Annotated in this window: 14 protein-coding genes and 1 pseudogene; 6 read left to right on the plus strand and 9 right to left on the minus strand. The window is 70.3% G+C overall.

Annotation, left to right across the window (positions count from 1 at the left end; translation table 11 throughout):
• Together RNB18_RS21855 and RNB18_RS21860 are read left to right on the plus strand one after the other, a co-directional pair.
• The gene (locus RNB18_RS21855; protein WP_311715787.1) at positions 1–1,863 is read left to right on the plus strand and encodes a sialidase family protein; all 1,863 of its coding nucleotides are present in this window, start codon (positions 1–3) and stop codon (positions 1,861–1,863) included.
• Between the two features lie 11 nt (positions 1,864–1,874).
• Positions 1,875–3,101 carry a DUF4185 domain-containing protein gene (locus RNB18_RS21860; protein WP_311715788.1) on the plus strand — a complete coding sequence of 409 codons (1,227 nt, stop codon included), beginning with the start codon at positions 1,875–1,877 and terminating at the stop codon, positions 3,099–3,101.
• Here RNB18_RS21860 and RNB18_RS21865 read toward each other — a convergent pair.
• Entirely contained in the window at positions 3,037–4,059 is a 1,023-nt protein-coding gene (locus tag RNB18_RS21865; protein WP_311716022.1) for a bile acid:sodium symporter family protein, read from the minus strand. The genes RNB18_RS21860 and RNB18_RS21865 overlap by 65 nt on opposite strands.
• 196 nt (positions 4,060–4,255) lie before the next feature.
• Here RNB18_RS21865 and RNB18_RS21870 point away from each other — a divergent pair, with 196 nt between their 5' ends.
• On the plus strand, positions 4,256–5,119 hold the full coding sequence (locus tag RNB18_RS21870) for a LysR substrate-binding domain-containing protein (RefSeq protein ID WP_057608180.1): 864 nt from the start codon (positions 4,256–4,258) through the stop codon (positions 5,117–5,119).
• 331 nt (positions 5,120–5,450) lie between these two features.
• Entirely contained in the window at positions 5,451–7,277 is a 1,827-nt protein-coding gene (locus tag RNB18_RS21875) for an AMP-dependent synthetase/ligase (RefSeq protein WP_311715789.1), read from the plus strand.
• Positions 7,278–7,302: 25 nt separating this feature from the next.
• On the opposite strand, the gene RNB18_RS21880 is transcribed toward RNB18_RS21875, so the two are convergent.
• From RNB18_RS21880 to RNB18_RS21900, 5 genes are read right to left on the minus strand one after another with little or no spacing between them, the layout of a single operon-like run.
• Entirely contained in the window at positions 7,303–9,333 is a 2,031-nt protein-coding gene (locus RNB18_RS21880) for a PQQ-dependent sugar dehydrogenase (protein WP_311715790.1), read from the minus strand.
• 11 nt (positions 9,334–9,344) lie between these two features.
• The gene (locus RNB18_RS21885; protein WP_311715791.1) at positions 9,345–11,504 is read right to left on the minus strand and encodes an alpha-galactosidase; all 2,160 of its coding nucleotides are present in this window, start codon (positions 11,502–11,504) and stop codon (positions 9,345–9,347) included.
• Positions 11,501–13,537 carry a discoidin domain-containing protein gene (locus RNB18_RS21890; protein WP_311715792.1) on the minus strand — a complete coding sequence of 679 codons (2,037 nt, stop codon included), beginning with the start codon at positions 13,535–13,537 and terminating at the stop codon, positions 11,501–11,503. The genes RNB18_RS21885 and RNB18_RS21890 overlap by 4 nt, the downstream gene beginning before the upstream one ends.
• A gap of 12 nt (positions 13,538–13,549) precedes the next feature.
• Positions 13,550–14,341, minus strand: a complete 792-nt coding sequence (locus RNB18_RS21895; RefSeq protein ID WP_057608184.1) for a heparin lyase I family protein — start codon at positions 14,339–14,341, stop codon at positions 13,550–13,552.
• 4 nt (positions 14,342–14,345) lie between these two features.
• Positions 14,346–15,524: a glycoside hydrolase family 88/105 protein gene (locus RNB18_RS21900; protein WP_311715793.1), complete on the minus strand. Its 1,179-nt coding sequence runs from the start codon at positions 15,522–15,524 to the stop codon at positions 14,346–14,348.
• A gap of 296 nt (positions 15,525–15,820) precedes the next feature.
• Here RNB18_RS21900 and RNB18_RS21905 point away from each other — a divergent pair, with 296 nt between their 5' ends.
• Entirely contained in the window at positions 15,821–16,657 is an 837-nt protein-coding gene (locus tag RNB18_RS21905; protein WP_311715794.1) for an aldo/keto reductase, read from the plus strand.
• 79 nt (positions 16,658–16,736) lie between these two features.
• On the opposite strand, the gene RNB18_RS21910 is transcribed toward RNB18_RS21905, so the two are convergent.
• Together RNB18_RS21910 and RNB18_RS21915 are read right to left on the minus strand one after the other, a co-directional pair.
• Positions 16,737–17,441, minus strand: coding sequence for an SDR family oxidoreductase (locus RNB18_RS21910; RefSeq protein WP_311715795.1), 705 nt, complete (start codon positions 17,439–17,441; stop codon positions 16,737–16,739).
• A gap of 69 nt (positions 17,442–17,510) precedes the next feature.
• The gene (locus RNB18_RS21915; RefSeq protein ID WP_311715796.1) at positions 17,511–20,924 is read right to left on the minus strand and encodes an nSTAND1 domain-containing NTPase; all 3,414 of its coding nucleotides are present in this window, start codon (positions 20,922–20,924) and stop codon (positions 17,511–17,513) included.
• 462 nt (positions 20,925–21,386) lie between these two features.
• Here RNB18_RS21915 and RNB18_RS21920 point away from each other — a divergent pair.
• Positions 21,387–21,722, plus strand: a pseudogene (locus RNB18_RS21920) (glycosyltransferase family 39 protein); the annotation flags it as partial.
• 784 nt (positions 21,723–22,506) lie between these two features.
• Here RNB18_RS21920 and RNB18_RS21925 read toward each other — a convergent pair.
• A complete protein-coding gene (locus tag RNB18_RS21925) occupies positions 22,507–23,394 on the minus strand; it encodes a methyltransferase (RefSeq protein ID WP_311715797.1) in 888 nt (295 codons plus the stop codon).
• Positions 23,395–23,419 lie beyond the last annotated feature (25 nt).

Raw genomic sequence — 23,419 nt, forward strand, 5'->3', positions numbered from 1 at the left:
GTGCCGTCGAGTCGCGCAGGTCCGAGATCCTTTCTGACCGCCGTGTCCACCGTCGCCGCGCTGCTGGCCCTGCCGAGCCCCGCTCAGGCCCAACCCCCGTCCGCCGCGCCGGGGTTCGAGCAGCAGATCCTCTTCAAGGCGGACCGGGATGCCGGTTACGCCTGCTTCCGCATCCCGGCGATCGTCCGGACCACCGGCGGCACCCTTCTCGCGTTCGCCGAGGGCCGGGTCCTCAACTGCGGGGACGCCGGAGACATCGACATCGTCCTCAAGCGCTCCACGGACGGCGGCCGCACCTGGGGCCCGCTCCAGGTGGTCAGCGAGGGCGCGGGCGACACCCACGGCAACCCGGCGCCGGTCGTGGACCGCGGGACGGGCCGGGTCCTGCTGGCCGAGACGTACAACACGGGCCGTACGGACAGCGGGAATTGCCGGGTGCCCTGCGACCGCGTCCCCCACCTCCGGTACAGCGACGACGACGGCCTCACCTGGTCCGCTTCCCGCGACCTGAGCGAGGAGATCCTGCCCCCGCGGTGGAACTCCTGGTTCGCCACGGGCCCCGTGCACGGCATCCAGCTCGGTCACGGACACCACGCCGGGCGGCTGGTGTTCGGGGTCAACGCCGAGACATGGGACGGCAGTCGGGTCACCTCCGGTCACGCGGCGCTCGTCGTGAGCGACGACGGCGGCGAGCACTGGAGGGTCGGCGCCACCGACTCCTGGCCGGTCGCCGCCGACGGCACCTTCCGGCAGAGGCCCTCCGAGGTGACGCTCACCGAGCGCACCGACGGCTCCCTCCTCGTCAGCGGCCGCGAACAGGACGGCAGCGACCTCGGCCACCGCACCCAGGCCGTCAGCCTCAACGGCGGTGACAGCTTCGGCTCGCCCTTCCGAGCCCTCCCGGACCTGTACGCACCGCAGGTGCAGTGCGCCACCCTCGACCTCGGCGAGCGCATCCTGCTGTCCTGCCCGGCGGACCCCGACCGCCGCCGCACGATGATGATCCGCTCCTCCTATGACGGCGGCCGCACCTGGGACACCGTCGACCGCGGCACGGTCGTCACCACGGACTGGTCCGGCTACTCCGACATGGCACACGCCGACGAGGGCACGGTGGGCCTGCTGTACGAGGGCGGGGCCGTCGACGCGCACGACGAGATCCGCTTCGCCCGCTTCACCGCGGATCGGCTGACCCCGCGCCGCGGCCCCGACCCGACCACCCCCGACCTCGCTCCCCTCGCCCCGCGCGCGGCGGTGCTCGGCGGCGCCCACGAGACGGCCGGGGTCATCGGCGGCGCCGTGGAGTTCGACGGCACCGACGACGCCGTACGCCTGCCGTATCGAGGGGAACTCCCGCTCGGCACGAGGGACTTCACCGCCTCTCTGTGGTTCCGGTACAGGGCCAGGACCGGGGAGCAACCGCTGCTGTGGATGGGCGGTGTGGGCACCGGTCAGCCGCAGGTCTGGCTGCGCGGGGAGCCCGCGAGCGGCCTGGTGCGCGGGCTGATCACCGTGCGGGCGGGCGCGAGGACCGTACGGACGGCGTGGGTGAGCACGAGCGGCGCGTACAACGACGGGCAGTGGCACCATCTGGCCCTGCGCCGGGGCGGCGGGCGGCTCACGCTCTTCGTCGACGGTACGGCGACCGGTACTGCGGACGTGCCCGGCTCGGTCAGCCGCAACTCGCCGTTCGGCGTGCACGTCGGGCAGCGCGTGGACGGCCGGGCCCACTTCACCGGCGCGATCGACGACGTCCGGGTCCGGGACCGGGCCCTGACCGACGAGGAGATCACCGGCTCGGACGCCGCCGCGGGGGACACCGTCCTGTGGCTGCCCATGGACCAGGTGAGCGACAGCCGCTAACGTCGCGAACCGTGCCCGAGGACCCACGAGCACGACAGCGAACGGGCACCGGCGTCGGTCTGCTGCTGGCGCTGGTGCTCGGAGCCGTGCTGATCACCGCTCTTCCGGACGGCGACGGGCGGGACGCCGGCGACTGCACTCCGCGCACCGTCGGCTCCTGGTCGGCGGACGACCGACTCACCGCCGAGTTCGCCCGCTACGGCGACGACGCCGGCAGCGGCGACGACTGGACCGGCGGTGACGGCACCCACTCGGTGCGGCTGCCCGACGGACGGCTGCTGTGGCTGTTCTCCGACACCTATCTCGGCCAGGTGTACGGTCCGCCCAACCCGTTCGGCGAGTCGCACGCCTGGCGCGACACCACCGCTCCCCTGGTGCGCAACTCGGCGGTGCTGATGCGCGACGGCCGCCTGGAGACCACCCTCCCCGCTCCCCTGTTCCCGGACCCCGGCCCGAACCAGTGGCGCTGGCCGGTCGCGGCCCGCGTCGAACCCCGTTCCCCCGGCTCGGACGAACAGGTCGTCCGGGTCCTGCTGTGGGTGCGCACGGCCGGCCAGTACCCCTGGATCTACGGCGTCCCGACCGCCACCGAGGTCGCCACGCTCTCGCTGCCCGACCTGCGCGTCGAGTCGATCACGAAGGTCCTCGACGAACAGCGGGTCAAGGACCCGTCCCGGCGGGTGCTGTTCGGCACGACGCTGGTCGAGGACGGCGACTGGACGTACGTCTTCGGGGGCGACGACGGCCAGGCCGCGTCCCGTTCCGCGTCGTCGGCGTATGTGGCCCGGGTTCCGGAGGGCGCGCTCGCGGAGCCGGGCGCCTGGGAGTACTGGGACGGCTCGGCGTGGACGACCGGCGCCCGCCCGCGCCCGGTGCTCGGGGACGGACGGCGCACCGGGGTGGGCAGCGCCTTCTCCGTCGTACGGCAGGACGGGACGTACGTGCTGTTCACCATGGCCGCGGGGACGAAGGGGCTCGCCGCCGTGACCTCGTACTGGGCCTGCTCCCCCACCGGGCCGTGGCACGGTCCGGAGAAGGACTTCACCCCGCCCCTGCCCGCGGGCCAGGTCGCCGCCTACAACCCGCAGGCGCACCTCGAACTCAGCGGCGGTGGGCGGCTGGTGCTCAGCTACGACGTCAACTGGCTGGAGACGGCGGCCGCTTCGGCGCAGCTCAACCGGAACGTGGCGCTGTACCGACCGAGGTTCGTGACGCTGCGGCTGACTCCGGCGCGCTGACCTCCGCGGTCTCCTCCGGGACGGGGTCGTGCGAGCGGCGCTTGGCGATCACCGCGCAGACCATCAGCTGCATCTGGTGGAAGAGCATCAGCGGCAGCACGGCGAGGGAGGCGTGCGCGCCGAACAGGACGCTGGCCATGGGGAGTCCGGAGGCGAGGGACTTCTTGGAGCCCGCGAACTGGATGGCGATGCGGTCCTCCCGGCCGAAGCGGAGCGCCTTGGAGCCGTACCAGGTCAGGGCGAGCATCAGGGCGAGCAGGACGCCTTCGACGATCAGCAGCCCCCCGAGCCTGATCGGGCTCACCTGGTGCCAGATGCCCTGGACCATGCCCTCGCTGAACGCGGTGTAGACGACCAGCAGGATCGACCCGCGGTCGACGAGGCCGAGGACCTTCTTGTGCCGGGTGATGAACCCGCCGATCCAGCGGCGCGTCAGTTGCCCCGCCACGAACGGCACGAGCAGCTGGAGCACGATCTCCAGGAGCGAGTCGGCCGAGAACCCCCCGCTGCTGCCGAGCAGGGCGGCCGCGAGGAGCGGCGTGATGACGATGCCCACCAGCGAGGAGAAGGAGCCGGCACAGATCGCGGCGGGCACGTTCCCGCGGGCCATCGAGGTGAAGGCGATCGAGGACTGGATGGTGGAGGGGACCAGGGTGAGGAAGAGCAGGCCCTGGTAGAGCGGGTCCGTCAGGAAGACCGGGACGAGTCCGCGGGCGGCCAGGCCCAGCAGCGGGAAGATCACGAACGTACAGGCGAGGACCGTGACGTGCAGCCGCCAGTGCTTGAGCCCGTTCAGGGCCTCACGGGTGGAGAGGCGGGCGCCGTAGAGGAAGAAGAGGAAGGCGATCGCCGCCGTGGAGGCTCCGGAGGCCACGTCCGCGGAGGTCCCGCGTGCCGGTACGAGGGCCGCGAGGCCCACCGTGCCGAGCAACAGCAGGATGTACGGGTCGACCGGCATCCAGGCCGGCCACTTCAGGCGCTTCACGGTGCTCCACTTACTCGTGTTCGACGGCGATACATGGACACATGGACACATGGCCATGACGGGTGCCCCTCAGGACGGGGGGTCCCCCTCCATCGTCCCCTTTCACCCCTTGATCGGGAATCCGGCATACCACTCTGACTGTCATCACGTTCCGCGATAACCTGGCGCCATGTACGACCCGTCGCAGCTGCGTACGTTCCTGGCGGTGGCGCAGACCCTGAGCTTCACGCAGGCCGCCCGGCGGCTGGGGCTGCGCCAGTCGACCGTGAGCCAGCATGTACGGCGGCTCGAGGACGCCGCCGGCCGGCAGCTGTTCACCCGGGACACCCACTCCGTGGAGCTGACGGAAGACGGCGAGGCGATGCTGGGCTTCGCGCGCCGGATCCTGGAGGTGCACGACCAGGCCACGGCGTTCTTCACCGGCACTCGCCTGCGGGGGCGGCTGCGGTTCGGGGCGTCGGAGGACTTCGTGCTGACGCGGCTGCCGGAGATCCTCGAGGGCTTCCGGTACGACCATCCCGAGGTGGATCTGGAGCTGACGGTCGAGCTGTCGGGCACGCTGCACGAGCAGCTGGCCGCCGGGAAGCTGGACCTCGTGCTCGCCAAGCGGCGGCCGGAGGATCCCCGGGGTGAGCTGGTGTGGCACGACAGGCTGGTGTGGATCGGGGCGGAACGGCTGCGCCTGGACGCGGATCGGCCGGTGCCGCTGATTGTCTATCCGCCGCCGGGGATCACTCGGACACTGGCCTTGGAGGCGCTGGAGCGGCAGGGCCGCGAGTGGCGGATCGTGTGCACCAGCGGGAGTCTGAACGGGCTGATCGCGGCGGCGCGGGCCGGACTGGGTGTGATGGCGCACTCCCGGGGGCTGGTCCCGCCGGGGCTGGTGCGGATGCCCGACCGCTTCGGACTGCCCGAGCTCGGGCGGGTGGACTTCGTCCTGGTGCACGGTCGCCGGCGTACGGCCGCTCAGGGGGCGGCGGATGCGCTCGCTGCCGCGATTCTGGCGGGTGGGGATCGGCTGCACCGGCGGTGACGGGCGTATCGGCAGCCCCGAACGGAGTGACAAATTCCGGGTCGGCGGCGCTGAGAGAAGAGAAGACGGCATCCCGTGATTAACCGTTTCACCAGGGCCGCGAGCCGTAGTCGGCTCGTACAGATTCGGTGGAGATTACGGCTTGGAACCTTACTCAACCGTCAGCTTTCTGTCCGACCCTTCCCCATGTGAGCGTATTTTCCAGTACTGACCAGGCCATACGTGAGCACCGCTCGGCTTCGGCCCCTCTCCCGCCGGATGTCTGGGTGGGGTAGCTTTCACGGCGCTGTGCGGAGCGTCACTGAGCGCCAGGGAGAGCGGGGAGCGGGGTTTGCGCGAGTTCACCAACCCTCCGTTGGCGTTGGCACCCCCGGTGGGCGGACTGGCCGACGTCGTCTTCGAGCATGCCCAGAACGACCCGCTCCACATCGCCCTCGGCCGCAAGGACGAGAACGGGCAGTGGCGGGACGTGACGTCCGCGGAGTTCCGCGACGAGGTCATGGCCCTCGCCAAGGGATTGCTTGCCCAGGGCATCCGCTTCGGCGACCGGGTCGCGATCATGTCCCGCACCCGTTACGAGTGGACCCTGTTCGACTTCGCGCTGTGGACGATCGGCGCGCAGGTGGTGCCGGTCTACCCGACCTCCTCCGCCGAGCAGTGCTTCTGGGCGCTGTACGACTCCGAGTGCACGGCCGCGATCGTGGAGCACGAGGACCACGCGATGACGATCGCCACGGTCATCGACCGGCTGCCGCGGCTGCACCGGCTGTGGCAGCTGGACTCCGGCGCGGTGCAGGAGCTGTACGACGCGGGCGCGGCCATCGAGGACGACGTGGTGCACCGCCACCGGCAGGCCGTGACCCCCGACTCGGTCGCGACGATCATCTACACCTCGGGCACCACCGGCCGGCCCAAGGGCTGTGTGATCAGCCACGGCAACTTCATGTACGAGTCGGACACCGTCATCGAGCGCTGGGAGCCGGTGTTCCACTCCAAGAAGGGTGACGAGGCGGCGACCCTGCTGTTCCTGCCGCTCGCGCACGTCTTCGGGCGGATGGTGCAGGTGGCCGCGGTCCGTGGCCGGGTCCGCTTCGGCCACCAGCCGCAGATGAACGCGGCCGCCCTGCTGCCCGACCTCGCCGCGTTCAAGCCGACGTTCTTCCTCGGGGTGCCGTACATCTTCGAGAAGGTCTTCAACGCCTCCCGCCGCAAGGCCGAGAAGGAGGGCAAGGCCGGTCCGTTCGAGAAGGCCGTCGACGTGGCGGTGAAGTACGCGGACGCCATGGAGGCCAAGGCCTGGGGCATCGGGCCCGGTCCGTCGGCGGGGCTGCGGATGCAGCACCAGCTCTTCGACAAGCTCGTCTACTCCAAGATGCGGGCGGCCATGGGCGGCCGCATCAAGCAGGCCATGACCGGCGGTTCGGCCATGGACCGCAAGCTGGGACTGTTCTTCGCCGGCGCCGGCGTGCACATCTACGAGGGGTACGGCCTCACCGAGACGACGGCGGCGGCGACCGCCAACCCGCCCGAGCGCACCCGCTACGGCACGGTCGGCCAGCCCATCCCCGGCATGACCGTGCACATCGCGGACGACGGCGAGATCTGGCTGTACGGCTCCAACGTCTTCCAGGGCTATCTCAACAACGAGAAGGCCACCGACGAGACCCTGCACGACGGCTGGCTCGCCACCGGGGACCTCGGCTCCCTCGACGAGGACGGCTATCTCACCATCACCGGCCGCAAGAAGGAGATCCTCGTCACCTCCGGCGGCAAGAGCGTCTCCCCCGGGGTGCTGGAGGAGCGGGTGCGCGACCATCCGCTGGTCTCCCAGTGCATCGTCGTGGGCAACGACCGCCCCTACATCGCCGCCCTGGTCACCCTCGACCAGGAGGCCGTCGAACACTGGCTGGGGATGCGCGACAAGCCGCGGATGTCCCCGGCCCAGCTGGTTCGGGACGCCGACCTGGAGACCGAGGTGCGGCGGGCCGTGGTCGCCGCCAACACCCTGGTCTCCCAGGCCGAGTCGATCCGCACCTTCCGTATCCTCGCCCAGCCCTTCACCGAGGAGCACGGGCTGCTGACCCCGTCCCTGAAGCTCAAGCGCAAGGCGATCGAGACGGCGTACGCGGACGAGGTCGAGGCGCTGTACCGGGCCTGACGCCCGTGTCACGGCCTGACGCCTGTCAGCTGATCGTCACGCGAAAGATCTTGTCCGATCCGTCCGCCGCTCCTCCGTTGTTGTCGCAGTTGGTGGTCGACAGCCACAGCTGGTCGGCGCCCGGCACCTTGGTGACGGTGCGCAGCCGGCCGTAGGTGCCCACGTAGTACGCGGTCGGCGTGCCGACGCTCTCGTTGTCGCCGTTGATCGGGATCCGCCACAGCCGCTCGCCGCGCAGGGAGGCCATGTAGACGACGTTGCGCACGATCGCGATGCCGCTCGGCGAGGCCTCCGAGACGTTCCAGGTGGCCTTCGGGTTGGTCATCCCCGCAGTGGAGCAGGTGCCCTCGCAGATCGGCCAGCCGTAGTTGGCGCCGGGCTTGATCAGGTTCAGTTCGTCCTTGGAGCTGTTGCCGAACTCCGCTTCCCACAGGCGGCCGTTGCGGTCGAAGGCGAGGCCCTGCGGGTTGCGGTGGCCGAGGCTGTAGACGTAGGTGCCGAACGGGTTGCCGGGAGCCGGCCTGCCGTCGGTGGTCATGCGCAGGATCTTGCCGTTGAGGGAGCTCTTGTCCTGCGCCAGGTCGGGTGTCTGGGCCTCGCCTGTGGAGACGTAGAGGTAGCCGTCGGGGCCGAAGGCGAGGCGTCCGCCGTTGTGGTAGCGGTTCTTCTTGATGCCCTGCAGGAGGACCGTGTAGTCGTTCAGCGTGGTCCCGTCGTACGTCATGCGGACCACGCGGTTGCCCTCGGACGCGGTGTGCATGAAGTAGACGTGGTGGTTGGTCTCCCACTTCGGGTCGACGGCGACGCCGAGCAGTCCACCCTCGCCGTTGGTGGTGACGGCGTTCGGGACGGTACCGACCTGCGTCTTCGTGCCGTCCTTGGTGACCTTCCAGACCCGGAAGTCGTCCCGCTCGGTGACCAGCGCACTCTTGCCGTCGGGCAGCCAGAAGACGCCCCAGGGGATGGTCCAGCTGGAGGAGAGGCCGGCGACGGAGGAGGGGACGCCGCCGTCTGTGGCACAGGCCTTGGTGGTGAAGGTGACCGTGTTGCTCGGCTGGCTGACGTTGCCGGCCGCGTCACGGGCGACGACGTTCAGGCTGTACGGGCTGTTGCAGGCGAGCCCGGTCAGCGTGGTCGAGGTGCCGGCGGTGACGGACGTGTAGACGGTGGTGTCACTGCGCACGTCGTAGCCGACGACCGCCCGGTTGTCGGTGGAGGCTCCCCAGCTCAGTGCGGCGCTGTTCGCCGTGACGTCCGCCGCGGACAGGGTGCCGGGTCTCGTCGGCGGGGTGGCGTCGGAGCTGGGCTTGGTGGTGCAGTCGACGACAGGGCTCGCCGGAGACGTGTTGCCGGCCGCGTCACGGGCGATGACAGTGAGGTTGTAAGGGGTGCCGGGGGTGAGGCCGGTGAGCGCCTTGCTGGTCGAACCGCCGGGCGCCTCACCGATCTTGTTGCCGTGCTCGTAGAGGTCGTACGCCGTCACTCCCACGTTGTCGGTGGAGGCGCCCCAGGCCAGTGTGAGCCCGTCCTCACCGATGTCGGAGCAACTGGGCTGCCCGGGACGGCTCGGGGCCTGGGAGTCGGTGGCCGCGTCGACGCCGATGCGGTCGAGGTTGGGGCCTCCGGCGGCGGTGGTGGCGGTCGCGCGGACCTTGCCGGAACCCGCGGTGAGCGGGACGTCGACGGTCCTGGTGGCCCAGGTGTTCCAGTCGGCGGTGGCCGGGAAGGAAACGGCCGACGCCACGACCGTGCCGTTCACGGAGATGTCCATGGGCCGGTCGGTCGCGGTCCCGTTGGCGTAGCGGAAGGTGACGGCCGTGGAGCCCGCGGAGGCGGCACTGACGGTGAACTCCACATAGGAGCCCTTGACGTTGGTGTAGTCGACGAAGCCGGTGCCCGTGTAACCGGTGTGGTTGGTGGCCACCGTGCCCTGCACGACGGTCGCGTCCTCCGCCTGGTAGTCGGTGGCCGCGAGCGCGGTGGCCTGGCTCAGGCCGGCGAAGGGCAGCGCGAGGGCCGCGGCGAGGCCGTACGGCAGAACTCTCTTGATTTTCACGGATGTTCCCTTCAGCCCGTGTACTGGGTGAAGACCTTGAGGTAGTCGTACGGCTGCTGCGTCACACCGCTGCAGGAGTCCCCGTCGGTGCCCGAGCCGCAGGGGCGGTCTCGGTTGACGGACCAGTAGGTGAGGCGCCCGATGTGGTGCTGCTGGGCGTAGGCGAGCATGGTCTTGAAGTCGGCGACCCGGACGCGCTCACCGGAGTCGTCCGTCGTGCCGTTCATCGACGACAGCCCGATGTGGGCGTAGGCGGTGGCGTCGCTGTATCCGTTCGCCAGACCGGAGTTCGCGGCCCGCTTGATCATGTCGACGCCGGTGGAGTCGGGGCCGCTGATGGTGGTGCCGAAGGTGATGACGGTCTTCAGGCCGGGGTTGTTGGCCTTCACCGTCTTCAACGCGTCGACCACGCGCTGCCGCACCGTCGCGTTCGACCACTCGGTGTTCTCGATGTCGATGTCGAGGGCCTTCAGCCGGTACACGTCGATCACCTTCTGGTAGGCGCCGGCGAGCGCCGAGGCGCTGGAACACTTCTCGCCGAGCTTGGTTCCGCTCCAGCCGCCGACGGAGACCATGACGTCCCCGCCGGCGGATCTGATCGCGTCGATCCTCGACTGGTCGGTGCCGCCGGTCAGCGGGCGCGAGCCGTCCCACTTCGGGTTGCAGCCGCCGTTGGAGAGGATGAACGCGAGGGTGAACCACTTGACGCCGGTCGCCGACATCACCGAAGTGGGGTTCTGCGGGTTGCCCCAGCCGAGGTACTCGTAAGGAGCGACGGCCATGCCCGGTGAAGCGGCCTCGCTCTTCAGGGTGTTGACGGGCTTCACGCGGATCAGCCGGGTCTCGCCGGGACGCAGAGTCGCGCTGTAGGAGTCGGCGATCGCACCCTTGTGGGAGCCGGACCACAGGTCCGTGACGTCTCCGGAGCCGGTGAAGCCGACCTGGGACCAGTCCACGGCGACCGTCGCGTTGCCGGACGTACCGGTGTTGAAGAGAGCCACCACGTACTGGCCGTCGCTCTCCTTCTTGCTCCAGACCTGCTTGACCCCGCTGTTCACGATCCGCTTGGCGGCGACCCCATCCTGGTTGACTCCGATGAGCCGGTCGTTGGTCAGCATCGCCTTGTCGACCGGGTCGAGATCGGTCAGGTCGGTGCCGATCAGGAGCGGCGAGGCGGCCATCGCCCAGAGGGTGAAGTGGGACCGGCGCTGGTCGGCGGTGAGGCCTACCCGATCGCCGTTGCCGATCTCCAGGGAGTCGAGGTCGTTCCAGCCGCCAGGGTCGGCGTGCGGCTGCCAGGAGGCCGCGGTGTTGAAGCGGGAGGAGACGTGCGACCAGTCGGTGAGCGGATAGCCGCTGCCGTTGTCACCGGGACTGCAGTAGCACTCCACGTCGCCCTGTGTGCGCCAGCTGTTCGCCAGCTTCTTCCAGGTGGAGGCATCCGCGATCGGAAGGTTGTTGGACAGCGCGTAGGTGATGGGCCGTCCGGTGGCGCGCAGCGCCTTGTCCCAGGCCTGGACGTCGGGGACGTCCTGGCTGCCCACCCCGTCGATCTTGAGGTAGTCGACTCCCCAGGAGGCGAACTGCCGCGCCCAGGAGTTCACGAACTCCTGCGCGCCGGGCTTCCCGTAGTCGATGTAGTACATGTTCTTGCAGTTGTAGTTCTTCTCCGTCCTCGAGGTGTCCGCGATGTCCTTCGCGTGGAACGAGGTCCCCTCGATCGGCGTGTTCTTGGTGACGGCGTTCTTGGCGATGCCGGGCGTCACGTAGAAGCCGAACTTCAGGCCCTTGGAATGGACGTAGTCGGCCAGCGCCTTGATGCCGAGCGGGAACTTGGCGGTGTCCACGGCCCAACGGCCGTAGGAGTCGACGACGAAACCGTTGGAGTCGCACTTCTGCCAGAAGTCGTCCAGGTTGATGTGGACGAAGCCGTGGTTCTTGAGGCCACTGGACACGAGCGCGTCGGCCTGGGCCTTGATCTTCGCCTCGGTCGGCGAGCGGCGGACGAAGCTCCAGCTGCTCCAGCCCATCGCGGGCCGGACGGACTGACCGTTGTCGGAGGCGGCGGCCGGTCGGGCGGCGGCCAGCAGCGGGACGGCCGAGGCGATCAGCAGCCCGACCAGGGCCACGATCAGTGATCTGACACGGGTGACACGGGTGATGCCTGTCATGACTGTCCCCTCTTCGCGGGAGTCGCGTACGAGGTGCCGATCCACGCCTCCTCGATCCGCAGCCGCTGGTAGCGGGTCGTGTCGGTGGAGGCGGCCCAGGTGGAGCCGACTTCGAGGCGGACGTAGCGGGCGCCTGCCGCGGTCAGGTCGATGCCCTGAATGCCGCGGCGGCTCGGCAGTTGGCCGGCCTTCACCGGGCTGCCCCAGGTGGAGCCGTCGGCGCTCAGATACACCTTGTAGTCCTTGATCCGCGCCGACTGCTCGGTGTCCGAACGGGCGTAGGCGACGGAGTCCTCTCGCTGGTTGAGCCCGAGGTACTGGACCTTCTTCGAGCTGCCGAGGTCGAAGGTGAGGCTCACCGGGAGGGATTTGTCGTTGTCCCAGTAGGTGTGGTGGTCACCGTCACCGGCGGCCGAGCCCGCGTGCCCGCTCGCCGAGGCGCTCGCGCTCACCTTGACGCCGGTGAGGATGCCCGGGCGGCCGGCCGTGGTGACCTTGAACACCGTGTCGTACGGGTCCCAGTTCCCAAGGCCCGTGAGGGTGAGCACACCGCCCGACTGCGACCAGGAAACCGCCGCTCCGGTACGGAGGTTGGTGACCGACGCGATGCGGTAGCCGTTGTCGCGGATGCGCAGGGTGCTGGTGCTCGGCGGGGTCAGGACGTGGACGTACTGGCGGTTGCGGTCGGTCTTGCTGATCGTCGTCACGCCGTGCGCGCCGTCGTTCCAGAAGCCGGGTTTGAGGCCGCCGTACATGTAGCCGCCGCCCTCGGTGCCGTGCAGGGACTCCCAGATGGGGTCGAGGTAGGAGTTCGCGAAGTTGTTGAAGTCGGCCTGGTTGGCCGGGAACTTGCCGTTGACCTGGGCGGTCTCGGCCATCAGCGCCTTCACGGACGAGCCGGTGTTGGTGACGAGGCGGCCGAGGGTGAGCATCTTGTCGACCGACGGGTCGGTGCCGCCGTACCACCAGGCGCCGGTGGAGGGCAGCTTGAAGTCGGCTTCGGTGAGCCGGGGTTGGGCCGTGTAGACCGCCTGCGGGTAGTCGTACCCGGGCGTCATCCCCGTCTTCTGCTCATTGCTGATCATGTCCATGATCGGTGTGTCTTCGTTGTTGTTGCTGAGCGTGTAGTTCGGACGCTTCTCGTAGATCTGCTGGTAGAGGTCGTGGCTCTCCCAGTACGCGTTGTCGTTGTCGATCCAGAAGCCGCCGAGGTCGGGATAGCGGTTCATGACCTCGAAGAAGTTGTCGTAACTGAACTGTCCGAAGCCGTCGTTGGTGGTCAGGTCGACGTTCTTGCCCTTGTAGGCGGAGTAGGCGGCCGAGTCGAGCCACTCGTGGCCGCCCTCGTCGTGCCACTGGGGGTCGTTGGTCATGTAGAGGATGACCTTCAGCCCCTTGGCCTTCGCGGCGGTGACCAGTTCACCCAGGAAGTCGCGTCGGGTGGAGCAGGAGCCGGGGATCTTCGACGGCCAGGCGCGGGCGTAACCGAGGCGGCTGTGGAAGGAGGCGAGGACGAGGTACTGCGTGTGCAGCTTCTGTGCCTCCTTCACCCAGTAGTCGGCGTTCCAGCCTCCGTTCGTGACGTCGTCCTCCCAGGCGGTGCAGCTGGTGTGGGCGGGCGCGGTGCGCAGGCCCCAGTGCAGGAACAGTCCGCCCACCGAGGCGCGGAGGAAGTCCTGGCGGGGGTTGTCCAGATCCAGCGGCTCGGCCGCCATACCGCAGTCCTGGCCTCCCGAGACCCGCAGGGCGCCGCCGGACGTGTTGTGGCTGTCCGTCAGGCAGCTGCCCGTCACGTCCTGGAAGCCCACGTCGAACGGGGAGCCGCCGCCGTTCTTCGCCTTGTTGACGGCGGGGGTGTCGTTGGCGGAGCCGTCTCCCTCGGCGCCGTAGTCGCGTACGTCGAAGACGGTGGCGGCTCGGGGTGGCTCCTGCGGGGTGGCCGGGGCCGCCGGGTGGCTGAGTCCGAGGACGACGGCGACGACGAAGAGGACGATCGCCGCCGCTCGGGAGCGTGGGGCAGTGGGGGGTTTCAAGATGACGGCTCCTCAGACCAGTTGGTAGCCGCGGAGGTTGCTGAGCAGCAGGTACGTGTTCTGGAGGGAGCCCGAGGTGTCGCCGAGGGAGCGGTAGATGCCCCACTTCGGGCGGACCCGGTCGGCCAGGAAGGTGTCGACGCCGGTCTTCGACGCGTCGATGACGGTCGAGCCACCGGACTTGAGGATCCAGCGGACCGAACCCGCCGAGCCGTCGCCGACCTTGATCTGGAAGTCGACGTCGGTCCACTTGTCGTGCAGCGGGTCCAGGTCGGTGCGGCCGACGAGGATGTCGTCGATGGCGAGTTTCAGCTCGATGGTCTGCTTGCCGTTCACCCGGCGCAGGGACTGCACGACGATCGGCGAGGTGCCGCTGCCGGGCTGCTTCATCTGCATGATGTGGGTGAAGGTGGTGGTCGCCTTCAGGGAGCTCGGGATGTACATCGAGTAGGTGACCCGCCAGGTCTGGCCCTTCGTCCACTTCAGGTAGTTGCTTCCGCTGCCGTTGCGCAGCCCTGTGACCTCCTGGCGCTGGCGGTCGGTCGAGGTGTCGCGGTCGACGGTGTGCATGTCGAAGCGCCAGTTGTTGCCGGTGGCGTAGATGTGCGGCTGTCCGGCGGAGTGCGAGTCGGCACGGTCGTCCTCGATCGTCTCGAAGGCGCCGAGGCCGTCGCCGCTCGCGGAGGGGGCCCACTTCTGCTGCCAGGAGGCGGCGTGGGCGGTGGTCGCCGTCGGCAGACCGACCGCGGCCACCGTGGCACCGCCGAGCGCGGCGCCCAGCAAGGACCTTCTGGATGTGTTCATGACACTAATCACCTCGCAGTTGTTCGTTCATGATCAGGAAGGCGCCCAGGCCGTGAAAGTCGTTGGTGGCCCGGTCGCGAGCGATGTAGTACGCGTAGTCGCCGACGTTGGTACCGATGGAGATGTCGGCGAGGTTCGTGCGCCCGTCGGAGCCGACCGAGAGCTTGGCGAGCACGCCCTGGTAGCCGCGGTGTGCGACGGCCTTGAAACGCTGGTCCAGGTATCCCTGCTGGGCGCCGCGCGAGAGGGCGTAGGTGAACATGCTGGAGCAGGACGTCTCGGTCCAGTTGTCGCCGCGGGTGCCCTTGTCGATCACCTGGAACCAGCGGCCGGTCGCCGGGTCCTGGTACTTCTCCAGGCCGGCCGCCAACTTGCGGAAGACCCCGAGCAGCTGAGCCCGGCGCGGGTGATGCTGCGGAATGCCGTCGAGCACGCCGACGATCGCCATGGAGTACCAGCCGACCGCACGGCACCAGTGCTCGGGGGCGAGCCCGGTGCGCGGGTCGGACCAGCCGGCGCTCTTCGACTCGTCGTAGGCGTGCTCGAGCAGTCCGTTCGCGACCTGGAGGTGGCTTCCGTAGACGGCGAGCTGTTTCGCGGCCTCGTCGTCGGTGTACGAGCTGTCGCCGAACTCCTCTCCGTACTCGACGAGAAACGGGTTCACCATGTAGACGCCGTCCGCCCAGAGCTGGTGGGCGCGGCTCGCGGTGTCGGCGTGCCAGAAGCCACCGTCGCTCGTGCGGGGATAAGTGGCCAGGCGGTCGACGATCTTCTTCGCCGCCTTGCGGTAGCGGTCCTGGCCCGTCTCGTGGTGCAGGATCACCAGGAGCCGGCCGGCCTGCATGCTGTCCAGGTTGTTGAAGGACTGGCCGATCGAGCCGTCGCTCTTCACGAAGCGGTCGACGTAGTCCTTGGTGTAGGTCAGGTAGCGGGTGTCATGGGTGCGCTCGTACGCGAGGTACTGGCCGTAGAGGTAGAGGCCGACCGGGTAGGACCAGCCACCGATGCTGCTCGGTGTGTAGCGGGCCATGGTCGACTCGACCATGGCCACGGACCAGTCCCGGTCCGGGGACGGGCCGATCGGAGAGCCGGTGGGCGGGGGTGCGGCGGCCGGCAGGGTGACCAGGGTCGCGGCGGTGAGTGCAAGGGTCGTCAGGGCCGTGCGAAGACGACGGCGTCTCATGTTCCTCCCTCTCCGTGAGCCAGGAGACACGGGAAACATCGGATGAAAGCCAGGCCGAATTCATGTCTGTGAACTGAGTTCAGGATTCCGCCCGTATGCGCGATCCAGAGTCGCGGCAGGACCGTCAGCGGTCAATGGTCTGTACCGAAGAGGTCGGATGCTTCCGGCCAATTTCAGCCATCGCCCACTGACTCGCGGGTCAGTTCGGACGGATTCTCCAGTCAGGAATGCATCACGGCTTGTGATCGTTGACCATAGGAGTGCCACCTGACGACAACCGTAAGGATCAAGAGCTCGTGAGCAGCAAGGTCCCCCCGATCATCCTCAACAACGGCGTCGAGATGCCCAAGCTGGGTTTCGGTGTCTGGCAGGTGCCGGACGACGAGGCCGAGCGCGCGGTCGCCACGGCGCTCGAGGCCGGGTACCGCAGCATCGACACAGCGGCGATCTACGGCAATGAAGTGGGCACCGGAAAGGCCATCGCCTCTTCCGGAGTGGCCCGCAAGGACATCTTCGTCACCACCAAGCTCTGGAACAGCGACCAGGGCTACGACTCGACCCTGCGCGCTTTCGACACCTCGCTGGAGAAGCTCGGCCTGGACTACGTGGACCTGTACCTGATCCACTGGCCCACGCCCTCCCGTGACCTGTACGTCGACAGCTACAAGGCGTTCGAGAAGCTGCACGCCGACGGCCGGATCCGGGCCATCGGCGTCTCCAACTTCGAACCCGACCACCTGGAGCGGCTGATCGCCGAGACGTCCGTCATCCCGGCCGTCGACCAGATCGAGCTGCACCCGCACCTTCAGCAGCACGCAGCCCGTGAGTACCACGCGGAGCAGGGCATCGCCACCGAGGCCTGGTCGCCGCTCGGTTCCGGCAAGGGCCTCCTGGAGGTCCCGGCCATCGTGGCCATCGCCCAGAAGCACGACCGCACTCCGGCCCAGGTCGTGCTGCGCTGGCACCTCCAGCTCGGCAACGTCGTGATCCCGAAGTCCGTGACCCCGTCCCGGATCAAGGAGAACATCGAGGTCTTCGACTTCAGCCTGGACGCCGAGGACCTGGCGGCGATCAGCGCGCTCAACGAGGACCGGCGTCTCGGCCCGGACCCGTCGACGTTCAACGCCGCCTGACGGCACACCGGTTCGGCCGGCGGTGCGGTCCCTCTCACAGGGGCCCCACCGCCGGCCGTCGTGTGTCCGGCGTCAGCCGTCAGACGGGCTGCCCGATCGGCCGTACGACGACGGTGTTGATGTCGACGCCTTCCGGCTGCCGTACGGCCCACACCACCGAGTCGGCGATCTGGTCGGCGGTGAGCAGGTGGCCGGGCGGGAGGCTGCCGTAGCCGTCCCAGAACGGCGTCTCCACGCGGCCGGGGGCCACCAGGGTGACACCGACACCGAACTCGGTGACCTCGCGGCGGGCGTTCTCGGCGAGCCCGGTCACCGCCCACTTCGTCGCCCCGTAGATGTTGCCGGGTCCGTGGATGAACCCGGCGACGCTGCCGATCAGCACGATCCGGCCGCGGGTCTCCTTGAGCGCGTCGATGGAGGCGCGGATGAGGAGGGCGGGGCCGAGCACGTTGGTCAGCACCATCTCGGTCCAGCCGGCGGGGTCGCCCCCGGCGACGGTGTCATGGGTGGCGAACCCCGCGTTGGCCACGACCGTGTCCAGTCGGCCGAACTCCTTGAGCGTGCCGTCGACCGCGGCGCTGATGTCGCCGTACTCGGCTGCGTTGCCGACGAACGTCAACAGGGCGTGCGGGTTGCCGAGTTCCTCGGCGAAGGCACGCAGGCGCGGCTCGCCCCGCCCGGTGACGGCCACCCGGTGCCCCGCATCGAGCAGTTGCCGTGCGACCGCGGCGCCGATACCGCTGCCGCCGCCGGTGATGAGCGCCACCGGTGAATCGTCGGACATGGCTTCCCCCTGTGTTCCGCTGCGTTCTCGTGGATGGCAGGGAGTACATCAGTTGAAGCGTTCTCGAAGTCAAGTGCCGCAGGTTCGGCGGTAGTCGGCCGACGGGAAGTAGCGCCGCCACTCCTTCTCGGTGAGACCTGTCGACACCCGGGCGCACACACTCCGCGTGGCCCGCTCCGGGGCCGACGGGAGGCCCCGGTCGGCCAGATGGGGTGTGGCGATGTGCAACTCCCCACTGTCCCCGGTGAATCCGAGGGCGAGCACCGGGGAGTCCCCCGCGGGCAGGGAGGCGGCAGGCAGAGCGGGCGTGGCCGTCTCCCAGACGTTCACCACTCCGTCGGGGTCGCTCGCGGCCACCAGGGAGCCGTCGGCGGAGAAGCCGAGCGCCGGATCGTGGCGGTTGGAGCCGCCGCTCCTCAGGACGGCCAGCCTGCGCCAGCTGTGCGCGTCCCACAGGGTGAGGCGGCCCCGGACGTCGGCGGCGGCGAGGTACCGGCCGTCGGGGCTGAAGGCGCCTTCGCTGAGGTAGTCCTCGCCCTCCACTCCCCTGACTCCTTTGAGCCGCTTGCCCGTCGAGACACTGACGAGCGCGCCCTCCGAGGTGAGCGCGGTGCGGCCGGTCGGGTCCGCGGTGACGGTGTCCCGCCGGTCGACCACCGGGGCCTTCCTCGCCCGCACCGGCCGGCCCCGGCTGTCGAACGCGGCGCTCTGCGCCGCCCGGTCCCGCCAGGCGGTGCCGGTCAGTCCCTGGAGCGAGAGGGTGTGCACCGAACTGGTCCGGCCCTGTTCCCGGTAGCGCAGCACGCCCGCGTCGAGGTCCAGACGCAGGTCGCCCACCGCCGACGAGTCGACGGGGAAGGTGAGCAGCGGCTCGCGTGCGCTGTCGTCCGCGGGGTCCGGCAGGTCGGGGCGCCACAGGGCGAGGGAACCCGGCGTCCAGGTCAGGGCGTAGTCACCGGCGAACTCCACGCGGTATCCGCCACCGGCCAGGGGCAGCCGGGGCCGTTCGCGTCCGGCGTGGACGTCCCAGGTGACGACACCGCCGGTGGTGACGCTCGCCACGGCCCGGCTGTCGGCGGTGAAGGTGAGCTCGTCGCCCCGGCACACGGCCCGTCCGGTCGCGGCGGGCACCGTGGTGGCGACCGGGCGGGTCTCGCGGGTGTCGAGGATGCGCAGGTCCCCGCCGGAGTCCGTGCACCAGGCGAGGTAGCGGCCGTCGGGGCTCCGGGCCGGCAACGCGCCGTCGTCGCTGCCCCGTTCGTACCGGAACCGCACCCGCTGCCGCGCCACGTCCCACACCTCCAGCGTGGCCCGCGAGTCGGTCGCGCCGTGGACGAGACGCCGTACGAGCAGGGTGCGCCCGTCCGGAGCGAACCGCACGTCGACGTCCCGCCAGGAGCCGATCGGCAGCCGATACGTCCTGCCGTCCGCGAGCCCGCCGACCAGCAGGCCGGTGCCGTCGAGAGCCGTGTAGGCGACGAAGCGCCCGTCCTCGCTGACGTCGGATACGCCCTCGGACAGACCCGGCAGCTCCACGGACCGGATCCTGCGGTGCGCCGGCACGTCCCACTGGACGACCTTGTCGCGCACCACCGTCGACAGGATCCGCCCGTCCCGGCTGAGCCAGGAGGGCGCGTTCAGGGCCCGCGCGTCCCCCTCCTCGGGCTCGGTGAACACGTCCCGCTCGCTCTGTGCGACGGCCGTGCGCAGCGCCTCGCGGGTCTCGGGCAGGTCGGCGGTCTGCCAGGCGGCCAGGGCCAGGCGCATCGCGGTGCGCGGGTCGCCCTCGCGCAGGGTCTCCACCTGGGCCGCGGCCCGGCGGGCCTCCGCCTCGTCGCGCTGCCGCGCGCTGACCCCGCTCTGCCGCCAGGCGGCCGCTCCCGCGACCACGGCGAGGATCAGCAGCACGGCGAGCGCGCCGGTCAGGGCGCGCAGTCGGCGGGAGGCGCGGGTCGTGGCACGGCGGCCTCGTTCGTATGTCTCGACGCTCGCGGCCAGGAAGTCGCGTTCGAGCCGGTTCAGTTCACCGCCGTCACCGGCGTCTTCTGCGTCGCCGAAGGTCTCGCGGGCCTGCGTCAGCCGCGTCCCCCGGTACAGCGCGCCCGGGTCCCGTCCCAACGCGTCCCAGGTGAGGGCGGCTTCGGTGAGCGCGCGGTGCAGGCGCAGCCGTTCGCGGTCCTCGTCCAGCCAGCCTCGCAGCCGTGGCCAGGCGCCGAGGACGGCCTCATGGGCGAGGTCGACGGTGGTGCCGTCGACCGTCAGCAGCCGGCTGCGCACCAGCAGCTCCAGGACGCGGGTCGTTGTCCCGTCCGCGTCGAGTTCGGCGCGGTCCACGGGCCGCCGGGTGTCCTCGGTGCCGTCGCCGGGGTTCACCAGGCGCAGCAGCAGGCGGCGCAGCGCGGCGGCCTCGACGGGGGTGCACCGGGCGTGTACGGCCTCCGCGGTGTGCGCGACGGCGCCGCGGACGCCGCCGACGGCCTCGTAGGCTGCGAGGGTGAGGGTCTTGCCGGTGCGACGGCGCCAGACCTCGCGCACCGCGTGGGCCATCAGCGGCAGTCCGCCCGGTTCACCGGCCACGTCCGCGACGATCCGCGCGGTCAACACCCTTTCCACGAGGAGCCGTTGAGCGGCGGCGGGGCGCACCACGGCCTCTCGCAGCGCCGTCGGCGGCATCGGTCCGACGAGCAGCGTGGAGTCCCGCAACGCCTCGGCGAGCGGCCCGTGTTCGGCGCACCGGCCGTAGAAGTCGGCCCGCACGGCGATCACCACGCGCAGCCGTGACGCCGGGTCGACGGCCGCGAGCAACTCCCCGAGGAACCGCGTGCGTTCCTCGGCGTCGGCACCGAGCGTGAAGACCTCCTCGAACTGGTCGACGACGAGCAGGGTGTCGCCGGGGCCGTCGTGCGGGGTGAAGAGGGCCTCGTGGGTGCGGAGGGGACGGGCGCCCGGCGTGAGCAGACGAATGGCGGCGAGGTCCGTGCCCGTCCCGGCAGAGGGATCCCGCAGCGCCGGTATCAACCCCGCTCGCAGCAGTGAGGACTTGCCGCTGCCGCTCGCCCCGACCACGGCCACGAACCTCTTGACGGCGGTGAGTCCGACGAGTTCGGCGATCAGGTCGTCGCGGCCGTGGAAGTGCTCCCCGTCCCCCGTCTCGAAACGGGCGAGTCCCGGGTAGGGGCTGTCGTCCTCCTCGGCGTCCTCGACCGCACGCGCACCGGCCGACTCGGCGGCCGCCTCCCGCCACCGGCGCTCCCACTCCCCCGGATCACCGTCGCACGCGGCGACGTAGGCGAGGAGCACCGGCAGGGTCGGCAGCCGTTCACCGGCCGCGGCGGCGGAGAGGGTGGGTGCCGAGTAACCGGCGCGGGCCGCCATGGCGCGGTAGGTCGGGGTGCCCGCCTCGTCGCGCAGCTTGCGCATCTCGAACGCGAACCGCTGCACGGCCCCCGCCCCCGGATCAAGCGGCTTCTCCCGGCGCCCCATGTGCGTCTCCCCCTTCGCTCACGACCGTCCCGCACGTCGACGACCGCACCCGCGAATTGATTGGCCCGCCGATTCGGGGCTGCCCAACAATCCTCCGGCCTCTGAACTCGTCGGTACACGCCCACTCACCGGGCCCCGCGCTCCCGCCACGCACCGGAGTCAGTCATCGCCACCACACACTCACCAGGACCTCTGCTACGGCCTGTTCGGTTGCCACCCAAGGCGTCCGGGACCGTGCCCTCCGCCGGGCGGCTTCGGTTCGCGCTCGTCCCCGCCGCCCTCTCCCTCGCCCTCGGCCTGTGGGGCATCCGGCGCGGCGGCAGCATATGGCGGGACGAAGTGGTGACGTACGACATGGCGCAGCGCTCCCTGCCCGACCTGTGGACCACGCTGGGGCACGTCGACGCGGTGCACGGTCTGTACTACCTGCTCATGCACGCCCTGTTCCGTCTGTGCGGAGACATGGACCCCCTGCTCGTGCTGCGCCTGCCCTCGGTTCTGGCGACCGCGGCCGCGGCCGGAACCCTGGCGCTGCTGGGCCGGCGCCTCGCCGGACCACGCGCGGGGCTGCCGGCCGGGATCACCTTCGCCGTGCTCCCGCCGGTACAGCGGTACGCGCAGGAGGGCCGTTCGTACGCCGTCGTCTGCGCGCTGATCGTCGGGGCGACGTACCTGCTGGTGCGGGCCGCGGACCGCCGTACGCCCGGAGCCTGGGCGGCCTACGGCGCGGTCCTGCTCACCGCCTGTCTGCTGCACGAGTTCGCCGTCCTGGCCCTGCCCGCACACCTGCTGGCGCTACCGCGCTCGGCCCGCCGCGCCGCCCTCCGCGTCGCTCTCGCGGTCTGCACCGGCCTGGCTCCCCTGGCCGCGCTGAGCATGCGCCAGTCGGACCAGGTGTCGTGGATCGGCGGCCTGGGGACGGGTGCGCTGTTGAGCTTCGCCGCAGTGAGCGCACTGGCCCTGACCTGCGCCGCCCCGCTCCGACGCGGCCCTGTGCCCCGGCTGGCTCTCCCCCTCGTGGTCCTGCCCGCGCTGACGCTGATCCTCCTGACCTCGCTGAAACCGCTCTACGTCGACCGCTATGTCCTCTACGGCCACGCGGGCACGGCCCTCCTGATCGGCGCGGCCCTCGACCGGCTGGGCCGTGCCCGGGCCTTCGCCATGGCAGCGGCCGTGCTCGCGCTGCTCCCGGTCACCCTCCAGTTGCGCACCCCGGAGAGCCGCACCGACGACGCCACAGCGATCAGCCGAGCACTGAGTACCACGCACGCCGAAGGTGTCGTCTACATGCCGTCGCGCCGCCGCGTGTGGTCACTGGCCGACCCGGACTCGGTACGGCGGCTGCGCGACCTGGCCCTGGACCGCGGCCCGGCGGCGTCGGGAACCCTGTACGGCACAGAGGCCCCCGCCCCGGTGATCCGCGCCCGCATGCTGGCGGCAGAACGGATCGTCGCCGTAGGGGATCCGGCAGGGCAGCCGCTGGACCGGACACCGCAGGAGGAGATGAAACGGCGGGTACTGGCCGACCACTTCGTTGCCTTCCGTGTCCGGCACGTCAGGGGCGCCCTGATCACCGAGTACCTCAACCGGTCCGCACAGCCGTGTGCACCGTGTGCACCGCCAGCACGAACACATCCGTCCGCCGATGCACACTCGCCGCGTCTTCAGGATCGAGCAACCGGTCAAGCGTGTCACGGTCGTCCGCGTCCAGCTGCTCGGCAAAACCTTCCCGCAGCCACCCGAGCGACGCGGCGATGTACGCACGGGCCCGATCGGTCGTCGGCGCCGGAAGATCCAGCATGAAGCTACGCGTACCGGTGTGCCGCAGCCCGGCGGAGGCCATCAGCGCGGGCCAGTCCTCGACCTCGGCGACGGAGTCGGCCAACCCCGCCCGCATCTGCGCGAACCGCTCCTCCTCCAGCGCGTCGAGCCGCGCCTGGAGCCCCGGCCGCCCGATCCCGATGTCCCGGGGCAGGAAGCGCGCGGGCAGCCCGCCCTCCATCAGCGCCAACGTGCCACCCCGCGCCAGACGTGCGGCGAACGCGGCGATCCCGGCCCGCTGGTCCCCGAGGTGGTGCAGGCTCCGACTGGCCCAGAGGAGGTCGACGGGGTAGTCCAAGTCATCGAGGATTGAGGGAAGTTCACCGGCGAGGGTCCCGAAGCGGTCGGCGACACCGAGCCGCACGGACCGGTCCCGGGCCCGCTCGAGGAGCGGTTCGGCCCCGTCGACGGCGACCACCCGGGCCCCCGGAAAGGCCTCGGCGAGCAGACAGGACAGCACCCCGGGCCCACTGCCCGCATCGACGATCAGCCCCGGCTCGGTCTGCTTGTGCCCGAGCCAAGCCAGGGCCCGCTCGTACAGCGGCGTGAACAGTTCCGCCTGGGTCTCCAGGTACTCGGCCATCCTGGACCAGTCGATGTCGGTGTGGTCGTGGTGGTGGTGACCGTGGGTGTCGTGATCGTGCGCCATGGTGCCAGCCTCTCCTCGGGATGCG

The sequence above is a fragment of the Streptomyces doebereineriae genome (assembly GCF_031845645.1).
GTDB lineage: Bacteria > Actinomycetota > Actinomycetes > Streptomycetales > Streptomycetaceae > Streptomyces > Streptomyces canus.